General features: G+C 41.7%; 12 protein-coding genes. 8 read left to right on the top strand and 4 right to left on the bottom strand.

Going from position 1 to position 20,815, the window contains the following annotated elements; translation table 11 throughout:
• Nucleotides 1-20 precede the first annotated feature (20 nt).
• The 4 genes from NQ505_RS25480 to NQ505_RS25465 form a co-directional block, all read right to left on the bottom strand.
• Entirely contained in the window at nucleotides 21-1,583 is a 1,563-nt protein-coding gene (locus NQ505_RS25480; protein ID WP_008998778.1) for a sulfatase family protein, read from the bottom strand.
• A gap of 82 nt (nucleotides 1,584-1,665) precedes the next feature.
• Entirely contained in the window at nucleotides 1,666-2,829 is a 1,164-nt protein-coding gene (locus tag NQ505_RS25475; protein ID WP_008998777.1) for a M24 family metallopeptidase, read from the bottom strand.
• A 343-nt stretch (nucleotides 2,830-3,172) separates the two neighbouring features.
• Nucleotides 3,173-4,510: an NADP-specific glutamate dehydrogenase gene (gene gdhA / locus NQ505_RS25470; RefSeq protein ID WP_008998776.1), complete on the bottom strand. Its 1,338-nt coding sequence runs from the start codon at nucleotides 4,508-4,510 to the stop codon at nucleotides 3,173-3,175.
• A 200-nt stretch (nucleotides 4,511-4,710) separates the two neighbouring features.
• Nucleotides 4,711-6,828: a prolyl oligopeptidase family serine peptidase gene (locus tag NQ505_RS25465; protein WP_008998775.1), complete on the bottom strand. Its 2,118-nt coding sequence runs from the start codon at nucleotides 6,826-6,828 to the stop codon at nucleotides 4,711-4,713.
• A 171-nt stretch (nucleotides 6,829-6,999) separates the two neighbouring features.
• Here NQ505_RS25465 and NQ505_RS25460 point away from each other — a divergent pair, with 171 nt between their 5' ends.
• The 8 genes from NQ505_RS25460 to NQ505_RS25425 all read left to right on the top strand — a co-directional run bounded on the left by NQ505_RS25460 (nucleotide 7,000) and on the right by NQ505_RS25425 (nucleotide 20,700).
• A complete protein-coding gene (locus tag NQ505_RS25460) occupies nucleotides 7,000-9,975 on the top strand; it encodes a PEP/pyruvate-binding domain-containing protein (protein WP_008998774.1) in 2,976 nt (991 codons plus the stop codon).
• A gap of 292 nt (nucleotides 9,976-10,267) precedes the next feature.
• Entirely contained in the window at nucleotides 10,268-12,790 is a 2,523-nt protein-coding gene (locus tag NQ505_RS25455) for a DUF4493 domain-containing protein (RefSeq protein WP_004298002.1), read from the top strand.
• An 8-nt stretch (nucleotides 12,791-12,798) separates the two neighbouring features.
• The gene (locus tag NQ505_RS25450) at nucleotides 12,799-14,070 is read left to right on the top strand and encodes a DUF4493 domain-containing protein (protein ID WP_008998773.1); all 1,272 of its coding nucleotides are present in this window, start codon (nucleotides 12,799-12,801) and stop codon (nucleotides 14,068-14,070) included.
• Complete coding sequence (locus tag NQ505_RS25445) at nucleotides 14,067-16,238, top strand: DUF4493 domain-containing protein (protein ID WP_004298005.1); 2,172 nt, start codon at nucleotides 14,067-14,069, stop codon at nucleotides 16,236-16,238. The genes NQ505_RS25450 and NQ505_RS25445 overlap by 4 nt, the downstream gene beginning before the upstream one ends.
• A 7-nt stretch (nucleotides 16,239-16,245) precedes the next feature.
• Entirely contained in the window at nucleotides 16,246-16,989 is a 744-nt protein-coding gene (locus NQ505_RS25440) for a hypothetical protein (RefSeq protein ID WP_004306842.1), read from the top strand.
• Nucleotides 16,990-17,001: 12 nt separating this feature from the next.
• Nucleotides 17,002-17,847 carry a hypothetical protein gene (locus tag NQ505_RS25435; RefSeq protein WP_008998772.1) on the top strand — a complete coding sequence of 282 codons (846 nt, stop codon included), beginning with the start codon at nucleotides 17,002-17,004 and terminating at the stop codon, nucleotides 17,845-17,847.
• Between the two features lie 4 nt (nucleotides 17,848-17,851).
• On the top strand, nucleotides 17,852-19,105 hold the full coding sequence (locus NQ505_RS25430; protein ID WP_008998771.1) for a hypothetical protein: 1,254 nt from the start codon (nucleotides 17,852-17,854) through the stop codon (nucleotides 19,103-19,105).
• Nucleotides 19,106-19,107: 2 nt separating this feature from the next.
• On the top strand, nucleotides 19,108-20,700 hold the full coding sequence (locus tag NQ505_RS25425; protein ID WP_008998770.1) for a PCMD domain-containing protein: 1,593 nt from the start codon (nucleotides 19,108-19,110) through the stop codon (nucleotides 20,698-20,700).
• Nucleotides 20,701-20,815: the final 115 nt, after the last annotated feature.

Raw genomic sequence — 20,815 nt, 5'->3', positions numbered from 1 at the left:
TCAGTGTTTCATATCTGGAATTATTTCCCGATTAAGTCCTTTCCTTCGCGTACGCTTTGAAGGATACTTTGCAGTTCTGCCACTTTCTCCGGCATATTCTTTGCATAGTTGGTTACCTCTTTCACTTCTTTCATCTTATAAAGCTGGGGTTCTTTAGAGTTTCCGGTTTCTATCTTCGGTCCCCATTGAATCATTTTCGGTCCGTCATTCGGTTCGATGTATTTCCAGTCTTTGGTGCGGACAGAAAGCGTGTGATTAGAAGCCTGCTCTATTACCCACGGGCGGTCTGTCTTTTCTTTACCCAGCCAACTTCCCAGATAGTTGTAACTATCCGGTGCGGTATTCTTAGGCATCGTAGCTCCGGTCAGGGAAGCGAGAGAGGCGAGCCAGTCCACTTGTGAAACCAATAAGTCTGAAGTCATTCCTTTTTTTACTCCTGCAGGCCAGCTGACGATGGCAGGAATACGGGTTCCTCCTTCAAAGGCACTATATTTGTTGCCCCGTAGCGGTCCCGCAGGACTATGACCGTTGAGTAGTTCTTCTGCTTTGTCATCGTATCCGTCGTCTACTACCGGGCCGTTGTCACTTGAAAGAATAATGAGTGTATTTTCTCTTAATCCCAGTTTTTCGAGTGTATTCAGGATTTCACCGACACAATAATCGAACTGTACGATAGCGTCGCCTCTTAATCCCATCGGATTTTTTCCTCTGAAACGGTCGTGAGGAAAGCGGGGCACATGTACGTCATTGGTGGCAAAGTAGAGAAAGAAAGGTTTGTTTTGGTTTTCCTCGATGAATTGAATGGCGTGTGTGGTAAGTGAATCAGCAATGTTTTCGTCTTTCCAGAGTGCCTTTCCACCGCCTTTCATAAAACCGATGCGTGAAATTCCATTAACGATCGACATGTCGTGACCGTGACTTGGCTTGAGGTTATAAAGTAATTCAGGATTACTTTTTCCGGTTGGTTCACCCTCGAAGTTCTTTTGATAACTGACTTCGATGGGAGCACTCGGATCATAGTTGGCTACTTTCCCGTTTTCGATGTACACACAGGGTACACGGTCGGCTGTGGCTGCCATAATGTAATGATAGTCGAAACCTAAATCGCCCAGTGCGCACGGTAACGGAGCATTCCAGTCTTGAGTGGCGGTTTGATCTCCGAGTCCCAGATGCCATTTGCCTACTGCGGCAGTGGTGTAACCGACACTTTTGAACATATCTGCCATGGTGTATTGTTCGGGGCGGATAATCATTCCGGCATTTCCTGCCGCTACATCCGTTCCTTCTTTGCGCCATGCGTATTCTCCGGTTAGCATGGAGTAGCGGGAAGGGGTGCTGGTGGCGGCTGTTGCATGAGCATTGGTGAAAAGGATTCCCGATTTTGCCAGTTGGTTGACGTTGGGTGTCTGTACGTTTTTAGCTCCGTAACATTCCAGATCGCCGTAGCCGAGATCGTCGGCGTAGATAAATACAACGTTGGGTGTTTTTGACTTTGTCGGTGTGGTGTTTTCCGGTGCTTTGTTGGCGGCTGTTGCAGCACAGGCAACAGAGGATACAAGGGTTAGAATGAAAGGTTGTTTCATTGGTTTTGGGGGTTAAGTGTGTTATTATTAGTAGAAAAAGATGTGCCTGTTCTTTGCCGGACACATCTTTTTCATCGTCTGCTTAACTTAATTCAATGATTTCCTCATTGCAGTTCGTCAGTTTTTCTATTCCTTCGTTGGTCACTACCCAAGAGTTCTCGATACCTACGGGACCTACACCCGGAATAACGATTTTCGGTTCGAGGGCAAAGACCATACCCGGTTCTAATTGTTGTTTTATGCGGGGAGCCAGTACCGGAGCTTCGTTAATTTCAAGCCCGATGCCGTGACCGATAAATTTGGCTTGTTGTCCTGTTCCCATAAATTTGTCGGCAAATCCGGCTGTTTTGACCACTTCGACTGCTGTGTCGTAAAGCACTTCACAGGCAATACCCGGTCTGGCAATGGAAGCAATTTTTTCCTGGATATCCAGACAAACCTGATGGGCGGTGTAAGCTTCTTCGGGCAGTTTGCCGATAGAGAATACACGGCTCATATCGTTCATGTAGCCGTTGAAGTTGCCACCTAAGTCCACCATAACGCTTTGTCCCTCTTTTAACGGAGTTTTATTTGCTCCTCCCGGCAAGGCAGGATCAAGTCCCTGACCGCCTAAGGCAAAATCATAAGGAGAGGGGTAACCGGCATTATCTCCGGTCAGTACGCTACCCATGAATATTTCCATACTGCGTCCGAATACCCGGAAAATTCCGAGGCAACCTTGCAGGCGCATCAGGCGTTCTATTTCGATGGAAAATTCAATGTCCGTCATACCGGGACGATAAACACCAGGAATCTGCTCATAAGCCTTTGCATGAGCAATGCCGGAGCGGCGGAACATTTCAATTTCTACAGGTGTTTTCACGCTGCGTGCCTGGCGAATCAACGGGGTACCATTTACCACTTCCGTTTCCGGGAAGAGACTGGCCAGACGACAATATTCCGTATAAGGAAGTTCGTCACCTTCTAACATCAGTTTGGTTGGCATCGGTAATCCTTGTTCTTTCAGCAGATCAACAATTTGTTCCGGTTTGCGGATAGAGAATGAGTGCTCTCCTGTGATGTTATTAGGACGTTTAAAAAATAATAGTGCAGGCGAATGAAGGGGGAGGTAAAGATAGCCACTGACTACACAGCCATACGTGTAAATTAAATTTGCATTACACGTGATAAGTGCGGCATCAATGCCCTGCGACACCATCAGACTGCGAATCTTGTCACGGCGAAATTTCAATTCGGGTTGTAGCATTTTTTATTTATTACTTGATTATTAATTACAAAACCAATAATGGTAAATTATTAGTTGTGAGTTGTTTATCGCATATAACAAATTCACAAACTATTATTTAACCTATCATGCTACAAAGATAATTAATTCCAGCGAAAATAATGTTAATCTCAAAAAAATAGCGCTACCCGCGTCCTGTCACAGGAGACGAGCAGCGCAAACCACAAATACAAATACAACTAAACAAAGTCCTTAAATAAATTGAGAATTAAAAATTGAGAATTGAAAAATAAATGTCTTGTTGACTAACATAGTCCACTACCAAACTCTTTTATTTTTTAATTTTTAATTCTCAATTTTCAATTTAAACAACGCCTTGTCCCATCATTGCGTGAGCTACTTTCATAAATCCGGCAATGTTGGCACCCTTCACATAATTAATGTATCCGTCGGGTTCCGTGCCGTACTTCACGCATTGTGCATGGATGCCGTGCATGATTGCGTGGAGTTTTTCGTCCACTTCGGCAGCACTCCAGCTAAGGTGCATTGCGTTTTGAGACATTTCCAGACCGGAAGTGGCTACACCACCTGCGTTGACCGCTTTACCCGGAGCATACATCGTCTCATGTTCAATGAAAAGATCGATAGCTTCAGGGGTACATCCCATGTTGGAAATTTCTCCGACGCAAAGTACGTCATTTTTTATGAGATTTTGAGCATCTTCTCCATTTAATTCGTTCTGGGTGGCGCAAGGAAGTGCGATGTCTGCTTTCACTTCCCACGGGCGTTTTCCTTCTACGAAGGTTGCGTTCGGATACTGTTCGACATAAGGAGCCACAATATCGTTACCCGAAGAACGAAGTTCGAGCATATAGTCAATTTTTTCACCACTGATACCATCCGGATCGTAGATATATCCGTCCGGACCGGAAATCGTAATCACTTTTGCACCCAGTTCGGTAGCTTTAGTAGCTGCTCCCCAGGCAACGTTGCCGAAACCGGAGATTGCCACTGTCTTACCTTTTATATCAATCCCTTTTGCCTGAAGCATCTGGTTGACAAAATACAGTCCTCCGAAACCAGTAGCTTCCGGACGAATCAATGAACCGCCGAATTCCAATCCTTTGCCGGTGAATGTACCGGTAAATTCACGAGTCAGTTTTTTGTACATGCCGAACATATAGCCCACTTCACGTCCTCCTACACCGATGTCACCGGCAGGCACATCCATGTCCGGTCCGAGATGACGCCACAATTCCAGCATAAATGCCTGGCAGAAACGCATGATTTCAGCATCACTCTTGCCGCGTGGAGAGAAATCGGAACCGCCTTTACCGCCACCCATAGGCAGGGTAGTCAGTGCATTCTTGAATGTTTGTTCGAAGCCGAGGAACTTCAAAATGGAAAGATTAACGGATGCATGGAAACGGATACCACCTTTATATGGGCCTATCGCATTATTGAATTGTACACGATAGCCGAGATTGGTCTGTACCTCGCCTCTATCGTCCACCCATGTCACACGGAAAGTGAAGATACGGTCAGGTTCTACCAATCTTTCTATGATTTTAGCTTTTTCAAATTCAGGATGTTGATTGTATATATCTTCGATAGAAAGAAGAACTTCCTTCACTGCCTGAAGATATTCAGATTCACCGGGATGCTTAGCCTCCAAAGAGGACATGATTTTCTGGATGTTCATGATACTATATTTTAAAAGGTTAATTCTGATAAAATGTCAACTAACTCACTGCAAATATAGGAAGATTTTTCAGATGTGATTGATTTTATGCCATTATTTTGATTAAATAATGATAAAATGATAGTAGAAAAAGCATTAGGTATCAAGTATTCAGTGCTAATACTTAATACTTGATACCTGAATTTAATACTTTGTACTTTTTACTTCTTAAAATCCGGCTTCATGTCCAAATTGTACATGATGAAACCGTAGATGTCTGCTTGTTCTTCAAGTACTTTTGCCATCGGTTTGCCTGCACCGTGACCTGCTTTGCTGTCGATGCGGATCAGTGTCGGGTTTGTACCGTCGTTGTCTGCTTGCAGCGTAGCGGCAAACTTGAATGAATGGGCGGGAACCACACGGTCGTCATGGTCGGCAGTGGTTACCAGTGTTGCCGGATATTTTGTGCCCGGTTTCAGGTTGTGCAATGGAGAATAGCCTTTGAGGTATTCAAACATTTCCTTGCTGTCTTCGCTTGTTCCGTAATCGCTTGCCCAGTTCCAACCGATAGTAAATTTATGATAGCGAAGCATATCCATCACGCCTACCTGCGGAATTGCTACACGGAACAGGTCCGGACGCTGTGTCATGCAGGCACCTACCAGCAGACCGCCATTGGAGCCACCTACAATGGCGATTTTATCTTTATTCGTATATTTTTCGTTGATAAGATATTCGGCAGCAGAGATGAAGTCGTCGAATACATTCTGCTTCTGCATCTTAGTTCCGGCTACGTGCCAGTCTTCACCGTATTCGCTGCCACCACGCAGGTTGACTTGTGCGTAGATACCGCCATTTTCGAGGAATGGGATGCGCATTGCACTGAAACCCGGGTTGAGGCTGATGCCGAAACCACCGTATCCGTAGAGGAATACAGGATTTTTGCCGTCTTTCTTCAGATCTTTCTTATAGGTAAGGAACATCGGAACTTTTACACCGTCTTTGCTGGCAAAGAATACTTGTTCCGTCACAAAATCATCCGAGTTGAACTGTACTTTCGGTGCACGGTATAGTTCGTAGGTGTTCTGGTCCATATCATATTTATAAGTGGCACCCGGAATGGTGAATGAAGTGAATCCGAAGAAACATTCTTTATCGTCTTTGTTGCCGCTAAAGCCTACCGAACCGAGTGAAGGCAGTTGGATTTCCTGAATCTGCTTGCCGTCGAGGCCGTAAACGTATGCATGGTTCGAAGCATCTTTGTCGTAAGTAAGGAACAGTTTGCCACCGATCACTTCTGCATTTGAAAGAACGGCTTCCGATTCGGGAACGAGTTCTTTCCAGTCTTCCAGTTTCGGACGGTTGATGTCGGCTACCATGATCCGGTTTTTCGGTGCACCATAGTTAGTATAAATATAAATCTGGTCGCCGATCACTTCAATCGGGTAGTATTGGTAGTCGAGGTCGGTAGTCAGTTGGATAAAAGGAGAATTCGGATTTTTCAGGTCCCTTATAAATAAGTTGTTGCCTCTTCCGGCACCGGATTCTGTGAGGAAGAGAATACGTTCGTCTTCGCTGGTGCTGGCTGTATAGAAACGTTTCGGATAAGCCGGATTCTGATAAATCAGTTTATCTTTCGATTGCGGTTCACCTATTTTGTGATAATAGATTTTGTGCTTTTCGTTTACGTTGGAGAATTCTTTTCCTTTGGCGGGAGCATCGTAGGCGCTGTAGTAGAATCCGTCTCCTTGCCAGGCGGCACCGGTAAATTTGGCCCATTCGATGTGGTCTTCCAATAACTTGCCACTTTCAGTGTCCATGACAAATATTTCAGACCAATCCGATCCGCTGCGTGAGATACTGTAAGCGGTATATTTGCCATCGTTTGAGAAGTAAAGACCGGTCAGTGCCACTGTGCCATCGTCCGAGAGCTTGTTCGGGTCGAGGAAAACGCGAGGCTCGCCGTCCAGTGAATCCTGTACATAGAATACACTCTGGTTTTGCAGGCCGTCATTTTTACTGAAGTAATATTTGCCATGTTTCTTGATTGGCGCACTGATTTTCTCGTAATCGGCCAGTGTGGTCAATCGTTTCAACAAGTTTTCCCGGAATGGAATCTGACTTAGATACTCATTCGTTACTTTGTTTTGTGCTTCTACCCAGGCAGTAGTAGCTGCACTGGTGTCATTTTCCAGCCATCTGTAAGGGTCGGGAACTTGTGTACCGAAGTACACGTCTACGGTGTCTACCTTTGCCGTCTCGGGGTAGACTAGCTTTTTCTGTTGGGGAGCGCATGACATCACCATGATTCCACTCATTAATAAAGTTACTTTTTTCATGTGAATAAAAAGTCTTTTTGAATAAACTTAAAGTTACAAATCTACAAAATAATAAGAGATAAACAAGTAAACTTTATAAAGAAGATGGTGGAAAATGAGATTTAAAGAATTAACTTTGCAAAATGTGATTCTGCAGATAGACGATTTGAAATAAGAAAGGAGAATGACTTTATGCTTAGTAAATATAAATTAAACCAGCTTTACTTCAAAGATACACAATTCGCTAACTTGATGACAAGGCGGATTTTTAACGTGTTATTAATCGCTAATCCTTACGATGCTTTCATGTTGGAAGATGACGGGCGCATTGATGAGAAGATTTTCAATGAATACACTTCTTTGTCTCTGCGCTATCCACCTCGTTTCTCGCAGGTATCTACGGAGGAGGAAGCACTGTCACAGTTGGAAAATATGTCGTTCGACCTGGTGATTTGTATGCCGAGCACGGGGGATAATGACAGTTTCGATATCGGCCGTCACATCAAAGAGAAATACGAGCATATTCCTATCGTCATACTGACTCCTTTTAGCCATGGTATTACCAAACGGATTATCAATGAAGATTTAAGTGCGTTCGAATATGTGTTCTGCTGGTTGGGTAATACCGACCTGTTGGTGTCTATCATTAAGTTGATAGAGGACAAGATGAATCTGGAACACGATGTACAGGAGGTCGGTGTACAGCTGATTCTTTTGGTGGAAGATGGCATTCGTTTCTATTCTTCCATTTTGCCGAATCTGTATAAGTTCGTGTTGAAGCAGAGTCAGGAATTCTCTACCGAAGCCTTGAATGCACACCAGCGTACGCTTCGTATGCGCGGACGTCCTAAAATAGTGTTGGCACGTACGTATCAGGAGGCGATGGAGATCTATCATAAGTATCAGAATAATATATTGGGGGTAATCACTGACGTCCGTTTCCCGAAAGTGGAACGGGGAGAGAAAGACGGTCTGGCAGGTATCAAGCTGTGTGCGGAGATACGTAAGAATGATCCGTTTGTTCCTTTGATTATCCAGTCTTCCGAATCTGAAAATTCGTCTTATGCAGCCAAGTATGGTGCTAGCTTTATCGACAAGAACTCCAAGAAGATGGACGTTGATTTGCGCCGTATCGTCTCCGATAATTTTGGTTTTGGTGATTTTATTTTCCGCAATCCGGATACCGGGGAGGAGATTGCCCGCGTCCGGAATTTGAAGGAGCTGCAAAACATTCTTTTTGCCGTACCTGCGGAGTCCTTCTTATATCATATCAGCCGGAATCACGTGTCGCGTTGGTTTTATTCGCGTGCCATGTTCCCGGTGGCTGAATTTTTGAAACCGATAACCTGGAATAGTCTTCAGGATGTCGATGCTCACCGTAAAATCATCTTTGAGGCGATTGTGAAGTATCGTAAGATGAAGAATCAGGGAGTCGTGGCGGTCTTTAAGCGCGACCGCTTCGACCGTTATTCTAACTTTGCCCGTATCGGGGACGGCTCTCTCGGAGGAAAAGGACGTGGACTGGCATTTATTGATAATATGGTGAAGCGTCATCCGGAGTTTGACGAGTTTGAAAATGCACGTATTGCTATTCCGAAAACAGTGGTGCTTTGCACGGATGTCTTTGATGAGTTCATGGACACCAACAATCTGTATCAGATTGCGTTGTCGGATGCGGATGATGATACGATTTTGAAATACTTCCTGAAGGCTAAATTGCCGGACCGGTTGGTAGAGGACTTTTTCACTTTCTTCGATGTAGTGAAGTCTCCGATTGCCATTCGGTCTTCTTCCTTGTTGGAAGACTCACATTATCAGCCGTTTGCAGGAATTTACAACACCTACATGATTCCTTATCTGGACGACCGCTATGAAATGTTGCGGATGCTTTCCGATGCCATCAAAGGGGTGTATGCTTCGGTTTATTTCCGTGACAGCAAAGCGTATATGCAAGCTACGTCGAATGTAATCGATCAGGAGAAAATGGCTGTTATCTTGCAGGAAGTAGTTGGCAATCAGTATGGTGACCGTTATTATCCTTCCATGTCCGGTGTGGCACGCTCGCTCAATTATTATCCGTTGGGGAATGAAAAGGCAGAAGAGGGAACGGTGAATCTGGCTTTGGGATTAGGAAAATATATTGTTGACGGTGGCATGACCCTTCGTTTTTCTCCTTATCATCCTAATCAGGTGTTACAGACCAGCGAAATGGAAATTGCTCTCAAGGAGACTCAAACCCGTTTCTATGCATTGGATTTGAAAAATGCCGGGCATGATTTTTCTATCGACGATGGTTTTAATTTGCTGAAACTTCATGTTAAAGAGGCAGAAAGTGACGGTGCTTTGCGTTATATTGCTTCTACCTACGATCCGTACGATCAGATCATTCGTGATGGTTTATATCCGGGAGGACGTAAGGTGATTACTTTTGCTAATATCCTGCAACATGATGTTTTCCCGTTAGCTCGTATTTTGCAGTTAGTATTGAAATATGGTGAACAGGAGATGCGCCGTCCGGTTGAAATTGAATTTGCAGCAACGTTAAGTCGCGAACATGATAAATCCGGAACTTTCTATCTGTTGCAGATCCGTCCTATCGTAGACAGTAAAGAAATGCTGGACGAGGATTTGAACGAGATTCCTGATGAAGATGTGATTCTCCGTTCGTATAATTCGTTGGGACACGGCATTATGAATGAGGTATATGATGTGGTTTATGTAAAAACCGACAATTATAGTGCTTCCAATAATCAGACGATTGCCTGGGAGATAGAGAAGATCAATCAACAGTTCCTGAACGAAGGAAAGAACTATGTATTGGTTGGTCCGGGACGTTGGGGAAGCAGTGATACATGGCTTGGTATTCCGGTGAAGTGGCCTCATATTTCGGCTGCCCGTGTGATTGTGGAAGCCGGTCTGACTAATTACCGGGTAGATCCCAGTCAGGGGACACACTTTTTCCAGAATCTGACTTCTTTCGGGGTAGGGTATTTCACGATCAACGCCTTTATGAATGATGGAGTATATAATCAGGATTTCCTCAATGCGCAACCGGCAGTGCAGGAAACGAACTATCTCCGTCACGTTCGCTTTGAAAAGCCTGTGGTAGTCAAGATGGACGGCAAAAAGAAGTTGGGAGTGGTCTTGATGCCAGGTGTCGATAAATAAGCTTTATTAACGTTTTAACTATTACATAATGAAGTTCTGTTTTTCATCTGAAAGGCAGAACTTTTATGTTATATCTCTTAAAAAATGTTTTATTTTTCATATTCTAGGCCTTAATTGTGGTCTTCTTTTCATATTCGGAAATAAAACTTTCTTTAGATACTTTATTATAAAGAAATAAAACTGTATTTTTGCGGCTAGTTTACAAGATAGCACCTGTATATTAGGTATTTAAGCTTATCTTTGATTTCAGAGAGAGGGACTCCGTATTATTTAAAGGCGTATTTAATTCGGTATGAAGGGTATTTTGAAGTTTATTTTATTTTTAGAGATTGTATTGTTGTGCAGTTGTGTAAACGATGAAAAGCGTTCGGGTGCCTTTGGCGGAATGAGCTTGCATCTATCCGCAAATTCTTCGGTGACAGATGTTACGACACGCTCGAGTGAGGAAGTACTGCCTTCCATACAAGATTTCTCTATTTCTGTGTTGCAAGGTGACAAAGTGCAGGCTTCCTGGGATAAGTTGAGTGACTATGATGAAGACACTACTTTTCCGGTAGGAAGTTATACCTTGAAAGCTTTCTATGGTGACATTGAGAAGGAAGGCTTTGATTCTCCTTATTATGAGGGTACTACCGATTTTAACATCCGTGGTGGCGAGACTACTCCTGTGGAAACTACTTGTAAGTTGGCCAATACTAAAATAAGTATTGAATACACGGATGATTTCAAACAGTATTTTAAGACTTATTCTTCTACCGTACAGGCAGAGTTGGGAAGTGAAGTTTCTTTTTCGTCCGGAGAAACACGTGCTGCTTATGTGAAGCCGGGTAGAATTTCAGTAAAACTGACTTTCACGAAAGTGAATGGCGGACTAAGTCCGACTACTATTGAAGTGGCTACCATTGAGGAGGCGTTAGCTCAACATCATTATCATTTGCAAATGAATGTGGACGCTGGTAAAGCCATGTTGAGCATTGTTTTTGACCGTGTAACGGAAGTCAGACCCATTACTTTGGATATTTCGGATAAAGCATTGAATATTAAACCTCCTTATTTCACATTGACCGGATTTGAGAAAACAAGTAATGATGGTAATCAGTGGGACGGTAATCCGATTGAATCGAATCAGTTATCGGCTTTGTTGACTTCTTTGGGCGGTTTTACGAAATGTATTCTTAGAACTACTTCTCCTAATTTACCCGATTGGCCGGAGGAAGGATTTAATCTGGCGGCACTTACTCCTGAAGATCAAGCATTGCTGGACAAATCAGGTGTGAAGTTGATTGGCTTTGGTATTAATCAGGATCAGATGGGTATTATTAATTTTACTGGTTTGATTCCTAATCTGAATATCACGGATAATAATGATACTCATTTATTCTATTTGAGTGCCACTAGTACTTATGGTAAGCAAAGTGAAGATTATGTGTTGAATATAACAACGCCTAAGAACTTTATGTTGCTGCCTACGGAGCCTGTGAAGATGAAGAGTAAAGAAGTGACGATTCCGGTGAAACTGAAAGAAGGCAATCCGCAGAATATTAAGCTCTATTATCGTTATTATGGTGTGATGACTTTGATTAACAATACGGTTATCACTCCGATAGAAGGAAAAGAAGGATATTACAATATAAAAGCAAGTGGTATTGATATGGGAGTTGTAGCCAAAGACTTCCAGGCTGAATATAATGGTTTGAAATCAGCCATCGTTTCCGTAGCTGTTATTATACCTTCTTATAGTGTTATCCTCGAACCGTTTGATGTGTGGTCATACACGGCTGAAATGACGATTATACCTGAATATGCCGAAGATATGTCTAATGTGATGAGTGCTATTGAAGCATATATTTCTTTGAATGGAAGTACGTGGACGAAAGTGGATGCCAAAGATTTGAAACTGGATGTAACCACTGGAAAGGCTGTCATTTCAGGACTTACTCCGGGAACTACTTATTATTTCAGAACGACTTGTGATGATGGTACGACTTATTCAATTCCTGTTATGCAGGCAACAGAGAGTGTAATACAGCTTCCGGATTTCACGCAGGGATGGGGTAAGACAATCTTTAGTGGAACTATTAATAAAGGAGGAAAGTATACTCATGGTGCTTTTGGAACTTATAAATTTGATACAACAGATTTGACTGTTTTTGATTTAGATGGAAATGGGGCTTGGGTTACTGTTAATCAGAAAACTGTACCAACTAGTGGCAATCTAAATTCTTGGTATATGGTTCCTTCTAGCATCAAACAAAATAATGGTGTTTTAATGCGCAATGTTGCATGGACCATGACTTCAGCAGATCCTCCAGGGAAAAGTGCTTTGTTTGGAAATAGCTTAACTGATCTTACGCCTCCTACGCATGGTCATCGTTCTGCCGGTAAGCTTTTCTTGGGAAGTTATAGTTATAACCATTCTACTAATGTCGAAATCTATAATGAAGGTATATCCTTCACTTCCCGTCCGATAAAGCTAAAGGGTACTTATACTTATGTAGCTAATAACGATCAGGGCGGTATTGTAACTGTAATAGTAGAAAACCGCGAAGGAGGACAAACATTAAAGCTGGCCGAAGGTAGTGAAGTCTTAACAGCGACGAGTTCTCAAAAGGACTTCACGGTGGACTTAACTTATAATACGATGTTTGAGAAAAAAGCGACTCATTTAAGAGTGATGTTTGCCTCTTCTTCCAATGCTTCAAACACTCAAAGTGTTGAAGACAGTAAGATTAAAACAACGGATAATAAGGGTGAAGCTGTTTCTACTGGTAGTGAATTGTATATAGATAAAAATATAATATTAGAATATAAGTAATGAGTAATATGAAAGCAATAAAAAAACTCGTTTTTATATGTTTGGCAAGCATCTTAGGTTTATGCAGTGCTTGTATGAATGATAACCCTGATTTTGGAAGGGACGACGAAGGAACCGGGAATACAAATCAAGGCGAAGGACAGGTAAGACTTGCGGGAACAAGTGTTTCTGTTTCTGTGGATGTGCTGTCACGTGCGGACGGTAAAGCAATCAATACAGATGATTATATCATTCGGATTTATTCAACTGATAATAATTTATTGGTAAAGGAATATACAAGATATAGAGATATGCCGGAGATCTTGACCTTGAATGTGGGTAACTATAAGATTGAAGCATTATCACATGACGTAAAACCTGCTGAATGGGAAAAACCTTTCTATAAAGGAACCCAGACTTTTACAATAAAGAAAGATGAGGTTACATCGGTTGATGTAATTAAATGCTTCTTGCAGAATATAATGGTGACAGTCGATCTCAATGATGATTTGAAGCAGAAAGTCGGTGGTGACCAATCCATTACAATAAAAGTCGGTACAGGTGAACTGACTTTTAATAATAACGATATTGGAAGTGGACGTGCCGGATTCTTTGAAGCTGCCGAAGTAAGCAATATCATTATTGTTCATTTCCAGGGAACGGTAGATGGGGAATGGACAGAAGAGCAAACCAGTTTCAGCAATGTGAAAGGTGGAGAGCACCGGAACATTGTGTTTAATCTGGAGATACCTTCAGTGGGTGACATGGGATTAAGCGTAAAGCTGGATGCGGTATGTAAGAAAGTGGATTTGCTTGCTTGGGCTAATCCGGGAGCAGAAGATATATTGCCGGAAGATCCATCTGTAAATCCTGGTACAAGTGCACCGACAATCGTAGGACAAGGTTTCAATATAATGGATGAGATAGAAGTCGAGAAAGACGAAACCAAAACTATTATTGTTAATATCACGGCAGATAATGGCATTCAAAATTTGAAAGTGAAGATTGATTCGGAGACTTTGACGCCTGAAATTCTGAAGTCGGTAGGCTTGTCTTCCGAATTTGATTTGGCACATCCTGCAAATGCTGATTTGGAGAAAGCGTTGAAGAGCTTAGGTTTCCCGGTGGGCAGTGAAGTGATCGGAGTGAAATATTTGGTGTTTGATATTACACAGTTTACCCCGCTACTCGGATTGTATGGACTTGCTTCTCATAATTTTATTATTACCGTTGTCGATCAGGCAAATAATACGAGAACAGCTACTTTAGCATTGAAATCAATAGCAAAGAAAACAGAATGAAAAAACTGATACATATATTAGTCATAGCTTTCATTGTTGGACTTGTTTGTGTCTCCTGCCGTGAAAGTGATCTGACAAATAATGGAGAGGGTGCATTATCTTTAAAGATAGGTGTTCAACGTGAATTACCCACTGTTTCTGCCGGAAAAACGAGAGCTACGCTTACCGATGAAGAATTGCTTCAGAAGTGTAAAGTGTATATCCGTAACGCGGAGGGCTTGGTGCGTAAATTCGCCACTTTGGATGAAATGCCGGAACAAATACTGTTAGTTCCCGACAATTATAAAGCGGAAGTTACTGCGGGTGATTCTGTAGCTGCATCTTTTACCGATTCTTATTTCAAGGGGACGAAAGAGTTTACAATTTCAAAAGGGACGGCTATTTCGGAATCAGTAGTGTGTGGCATTCGCAATACAGTAGTCAGTCTGGTTCTGTCTGACGAATTACAGGAGGCATTTCCTACTTATAAAATTACGGTGAGTAACCGATTGGGAACCTTGGAATATACACAGGATAATATATCCCAGCTTGGATATTTTATGCTGTTGGATGATGAAAACCAATTAAGATGGAATTTTGTTGGGCAACTTAACGGCAGTGAAACAGAAATAACCAAAAGTGGAGTTATTAATTTGGTGCGGAAAGCAACCAGATATGATTTGACTTTTAGTAATTCTTCCTCTGAAGTGGGTGGTGGCATGATTTCTGTAAATGTGGTTGAGACAGCTTTGACGACGGATGAGAAAGTAGATATACTAGCACGTCCTGTTATTAAGATAATCGAGAATGATCAGATTTATGAGTTGGATAATGCAGTTTATCGTGCGCAATTCGACAAGGAAACACCTATTGTTGTGCGGATGGCTGCCAGTGTGCCTTTTACTGAACTGAAAGTGACGAGTGCGGATTTTGCACGGTTGGGAATTACCCATTTTTCTTCTTTCGACTTGATGGAATTGACTGAAGTTCAGATAAGAGAACTGGATAATCTTGGATTTAGTATCCAATTTAATGCGGATATGACAAAGGTTCAGTTTGCATTTAAGGAAAACTTGAGAGAGATAATGACTAATTCGATTGACGACGGTAATAACACCTATCGATTTGACATTGAAGTAAGGGACCGGAATGGAAAAGATAGAGCGAAAACGTTGACGGTTATCGCTACAGATGCTTTGGTTGCTACCGAGGATATTGCTACACAGAACGATATTTGGTCAACAAAAGCCACTCTGTATGGTAGTCTGGTTGCTTCAGTTACAGAAATGAATTTCCGTTACCGGGCGCTTGGTTCCAATGACTGGATGTATTCGAATCAGGCTGTGTTGAATAATAAAATATTTACGAGTCAAATAACCGGACTTGAACCTGGTATAACCTATGAATATCAGGCAATGGCTGGTACTGTTGCAGCGAAAGAAACAAAACAATTCACTACAGAAGCTCCTGCGCAATTACCGAATGCCGGGTTTGAAGACTGGCATGGAAGTTCTCCTCTTTATATTTATAAGAGTGGTGGAGAAATGTTCTGGGATAGTGGTAATACGGGTTCTGCTACATTGAATAAGAATGTGACAACGTATGACGCAACCATTAAGCACAGCGGGAATTATTCTGCAAAATTACAGTCTCAATATGTGGCTCTTTTTGGAATTGGTGCTTTTGCTGCCGGAAATGTATTTGTTGGGAAGTTCCTGAAAATAGATGGAACAGACGGTATCTTACGGTTTGGACGTCCTTTCACTTCACGTCCATCGAAATTGGTGCTTTATTATAGATATGTAGCTGGTACGGTGGACTATTCAACATTGAGTGAGTTGCCGAAAAACAGTAAAGACATGGGCTCTATTTATATAGCATTGGGTGACTGGCCACATCAGACTTTTGAAGGAGAAACGGATATACCGGTACTTGTTAAGACAAAGCCTGCTGACAGGCAGCTTTTTGATTCAAATTCTTCGAATGTGATAGGCTATGGAGAGTGTATTCTTAAAGAGTCGACGGAGGGTGAAGGATTGATTAAACTGGAGATCCCGATTAACTATCGCTCTAACCGTAAACCGACTGATATTATTTTAGTGGGTAGTGCAAGTAGATATGGAGATTATTTTACCGGAAGTACGGGCAGTACTTTGTGGCTTGATGATTTGGAATTAATTTATGAATAAGCAAAGTATGAATTACTTTATCAAAACTTCATTCCTGATAATCTTGGGAATAATTGTTGGAACGACGCAAACATGCGCGCAACAGGAGTTCAAACGGAATATAGAAATGAGAACTTTCATTCCTAAGGGACAATGGATTGTGGGTAGTTCAGTTTCTTATTCTCAATACTCAAATGATAACTATCAGTTTCTGGTGATAGAGAATTTGAGTGGAGAAGGGTATGCTTTTAAAGTGAGTCCGGTATTGTGTTATGCTTTTAAGGATAATGTAGCTGCAGGTGGACGTTTTATGTATAGCCGGACGTATACCAAGCTAAATAATATCAGTGTAAATATTGATGAAGATACCAACTTTGATATTAGTAACCTGTATGAATTGAAGAACTCTTATTCGGGAATTGCTGTCTTGAGAAATTATATCAATTTAGGTACTAGCAAGCGTTTTGCATTATTCAATGAAGTGCAGTTAGAGTTGGGAGGTTCTGTTTCAAAAGTGGTGAACGGTAAAGGGGATGACCTGACAGGAGTATATCAGACTTCTTTGGATGCAAGTGTTGGTTTGAGTCCAGGTTTGGTTGCCTTTATCAATAATTATACGGCAGTGGAAGTAAGCATTGGTGTGTTGGGACTGAATGTCAGTCGAACCCATCAAGTGACGGACCGGATTTACGAAAGCAACCGTTCGTCGATGAGTGCCAATTTTAAAATTAATCTTTTCAGTATAGGACTGGGAATAGCTTTTTACCTTTAAAAAACAAGACGAATGTATAAACGGTTATTGGTAACAGTACTGGTGTCTGTATTCGTTTTCTCTTTGTGGGGAAAGACGGAAACGGTTTGTCAATCGTTGGAGGTAGAAGATTCTGTCCCCGTTTTTCAGAAGGATACGCTACCGGTAAAAGGGAGTTGGGACTTCCTGCGAATCAAACGTATCGGACGCTATGATCGTGGAATCATGAATTATCGTTTCATTCCTAAAGGGAAGTGGATCTCTGGTTTCACAATGTCATACTGGGACTACAATAGTGCGGATAATAAACTGCTGTTTGCCTACTTTGATAATTTTGATTGTGACGGGCGTAACCTTAATTTTTCTGTGTATGGCGGCTATGCCGTGCGTGATAATATGGTGTTGGGATTGAAGTTCGGATACCGGAATATGCGGGGAGCCTTGAATAATATCACGCTGAAAATTGATGATGATGTCGATTTCTCTTTGAAAGATTTAAAGTTGGAACAAAATTTGTATAACGTGTCGTTCTTTCATCGCTCTTATGTAGGTTTGGATGCCGGTAAACGATTTGGATTGTTCAATGAGACTGCTTTGACGTTCAATTTTGGAAAGTCTAAATTCGACCGTGGTGTAGAAGAAAATCTGGTTAATACTCAAACAGATATATTTGAGGTGCAATTGGGAATAAATCCGGGATTGGCTGTTTTTATCATGCAAAATGTAAGTATTGAATGTTCGCTCGGAATAGCCGGCATTCGTTACAGGCAGGAAAAACAGAAAAATAATCTGGGAGAGACGGGAAAACGGATGACGGGTGGATCTAACTTTAGGGTGAATCCTTTCAATATTAGTTTAGGATTGACGATTTGCTTATGATTTTATGAGACATAGAAAAAAATACATATTACTGTTCCTGCTTCTGGTTGTATGTGCCGGCTTGGTATTCTTTTATGGAATAAAAAGTGAGGGACAGGAAGACAAACAGGAGGTATTGTCATCAGTAGAGGATACTCATCAGGTACCTGAAGCTGTTGTGGACTCTGCCTGCCAGATAATTGGAGAAGTGGAGGAAAACGTGTCTCCAGCAGAGAATTCTGTGGAAAAGGTTGTGAAGAAGCCTGAAGAAAGAACAGTGGAGAAATCTGAAGAAAGATCAGTGGGGAAGTTTGTAGATAAAAAGCAGGCAGATAAAAGGCAGAAGGTTGCGTCTAAGAGAGAAGCAGTAGCTGTTCCGCCGGTTTCTTCAACGGATATAAAATTGGCTTCTGATGTTGTCAATACTCCTTTGAAGTTAGAAGGAACTATTTGTGACCTTGTATTGTCGGAGCGTCAACAGGATAGTAAAATAACAGCTGCACTTCCGGTTCACGCGGTTGAAACGGTTAAAAGAGAGTTCGATTGGAAAAGTGATACGTTAGAGACCAAGCGAGGCATTGATTTATTGAGAATCAAAAGGGTAGGGCGGTTTGATCGTGGCATTGTGAATTATCGCTTTATGCCTAAAGGAAAATGGATGTTTGGTACGGATTTTTCATTTTGGGATTATAACAGTGAGGACTCTAAATTATTGTTTACTTACCTCGATAATTTTGATTTTGAAGCACGTACCATTAATGTGGCTCCTTTTATCGGTTATTTTTTCAAAGATAATCAGGTAGTGGGTGTAAAGCTCGGTTATAAGCATACGGACGGTCATTTAGGCAATGTTAGTTTTAAGATTGATGATGACGTGAATTTCACTCTCAAGGAATTGAAGTTGAAAGAAGAGTTGTATAATTGCACCTTTTTCCATAGCTCCTATATCGGGTTGGATCCGGGAAAACGTTTCGGATTGTTCAATGAAACCAATCTGCGTTTGGGATTCGGACATTCGGAGTTTACAAGAGGTTCGGGCGAGAGTTTGAAGAATACCAAAACGAATATATTTGAGGCACAGTTGGGGATTAATCCCGGAGTGGCTGTCTTTATTATGCAAAATGTGAGTGTGGAATGTAGTGTGGGAGTGATAGGCTTGAAATACCGTAAGGAAAGTCAGGTGAATAATCTTGGTGAGAAAGGTTCCCGTACGAACGGTGGAGCCAACTTTAAAATAAATTTGTTTGATATTAATTTAGGATTAACTATAAGTATGTAATCATGAAAAGTAAAGGCAGAAATAGACTTTTATCCTTAATTATATGCATTTGCATTGCATTTGCTTTTTCATCATGCGTCAAGAACGATTTGCCGTATCCTGTTGTCAGATTGTCTATTACCGGCTTTGAGGTGAATGGACAGATTGGTAGTGCAGTCATTAATAATGAAGAACGTACAGTAACAGTAGACTTGCTCGATTCTGTGGATTTGAAGAAAGTGATTGTCACTCGTTTCGATTATTCGGAAGAGGCTAATACGGATTTGAAGGTGAATACAACGATTGATTTGTCTTCTCCTAAAGAAGTGGTATTGTCTTTGTATCAGGATTATCGATGGAAGATTATAGCCAACCAGACCGTCGAACGCGTATTTAGCGTCAAGAATCAGGTCGGAGGAGCCGTAATTGACGAAAAAGCTCGACAAGCTATCGTTTATGTCAATAAAAATACGATGCTCAACAAAATAACCGTGAAAGATTTGAAGCTGGGGCCGATCAGTTCTACCGTTTCGCCTGACTTTACCACTTTGAAGGACTTTACACAAGAGCAGAAAGTAAATGTGACATTTAAAGGAAAAACCGAAGAGTGGAGTTTGTACGCATTCATTACGGATAAGGTTGTCTTTACTAATTCGGCGGATGGCTGGACTAATGTAGCATGGCTTTATGGAGAAGGACAGGAGGATGTAGTGAACGGCTTTGAAATACGTGAAGCTTCATCAGAAGAATGGACAAGGGTAGATCAGGATATCGTTGTACAGAATGGAGTAAATTTCTATGTTTGTGTTCCGCATTTGAAAGCGGACACGGAATATGTATGTCGTGCTTTGGTAGATGGAACAGAAGATCGTGGTGAAGAGATTACTTTTAGAACGACTGCTGCGATTCCTTTAACAGGTGGTACATTTGATAATTGGAATCAGAGTGGTAAAGTCTGGAACCCGTGGGGAAGTAATGAAACTCCTTTCTGGGATACCGGAAATCAGGGAGCTACAACTTTAGGTGACAGCAACTCTGTTCCTACCGAAGATATATGGTCGGGTAAAACAACCGGTATGGCTGCGAAGCTTGAGTCTAAGTTTGTGGGAGTAGGTTCTGCCGGGAAATTAGCAGCCGGTAACCTCTTTGTCGGTAAATATGTGGCAACCGACGGAACAAATGGTATCTTGAACTTTGGGCAATCGTTCTCTGCTTATCCTACTCATCTGAAAGGATATTATAAGTACCAGCCCGGAGTCATTGATAACTCTTCCATTGAATATAATTATTTAAAAGGAAGGACAGATACCTGCTCGATCTATATTGCCATTGGTGATTGGGATAGTCCGATTGAAATACGCACCAAACCTTCTAACCGGAAATTGTTTGATAAAAATGATAAGCATGTGATTGCTTATGCTGAATTTACATCGGGAACTTCTGTTGCCGTGTATAAGGAATTTGACTTGAAACTGGAATATAGGGCTACGAACAGAAAACCAACCTATATCGTCCTGGTATGTTCTGCAAGCAAATACGGTGATTTCTTTACCGGAGCGTCCGGTAGTGTGCTTTATGTGGATGAGTTTAGTCTGGAATACGATTATGATAACTGATTGGCTTTATAGCATATAACGAAGATAAATGGGTTCAGAGATATAGATTCTCTTTCCTTTTTTAATCATCATTTTAATTGTAAAATGGTATGTTATAAGTCCTTTTGGGTATATT

Origin of the sequence: Bacteroides sp. D2, assembly GCF_025147085.1 — a bacterium.
GTDB lineage: Bacteria > Bacteroidota > Bacteroidia > Bacteroidales > Bacteroidaceae > Bacteroides.
The sequence above is the reverse complement of the archived record's forward strand: the minus strand, read 5'-3'. Positions and strand labels throughout refer to the sequence as shown.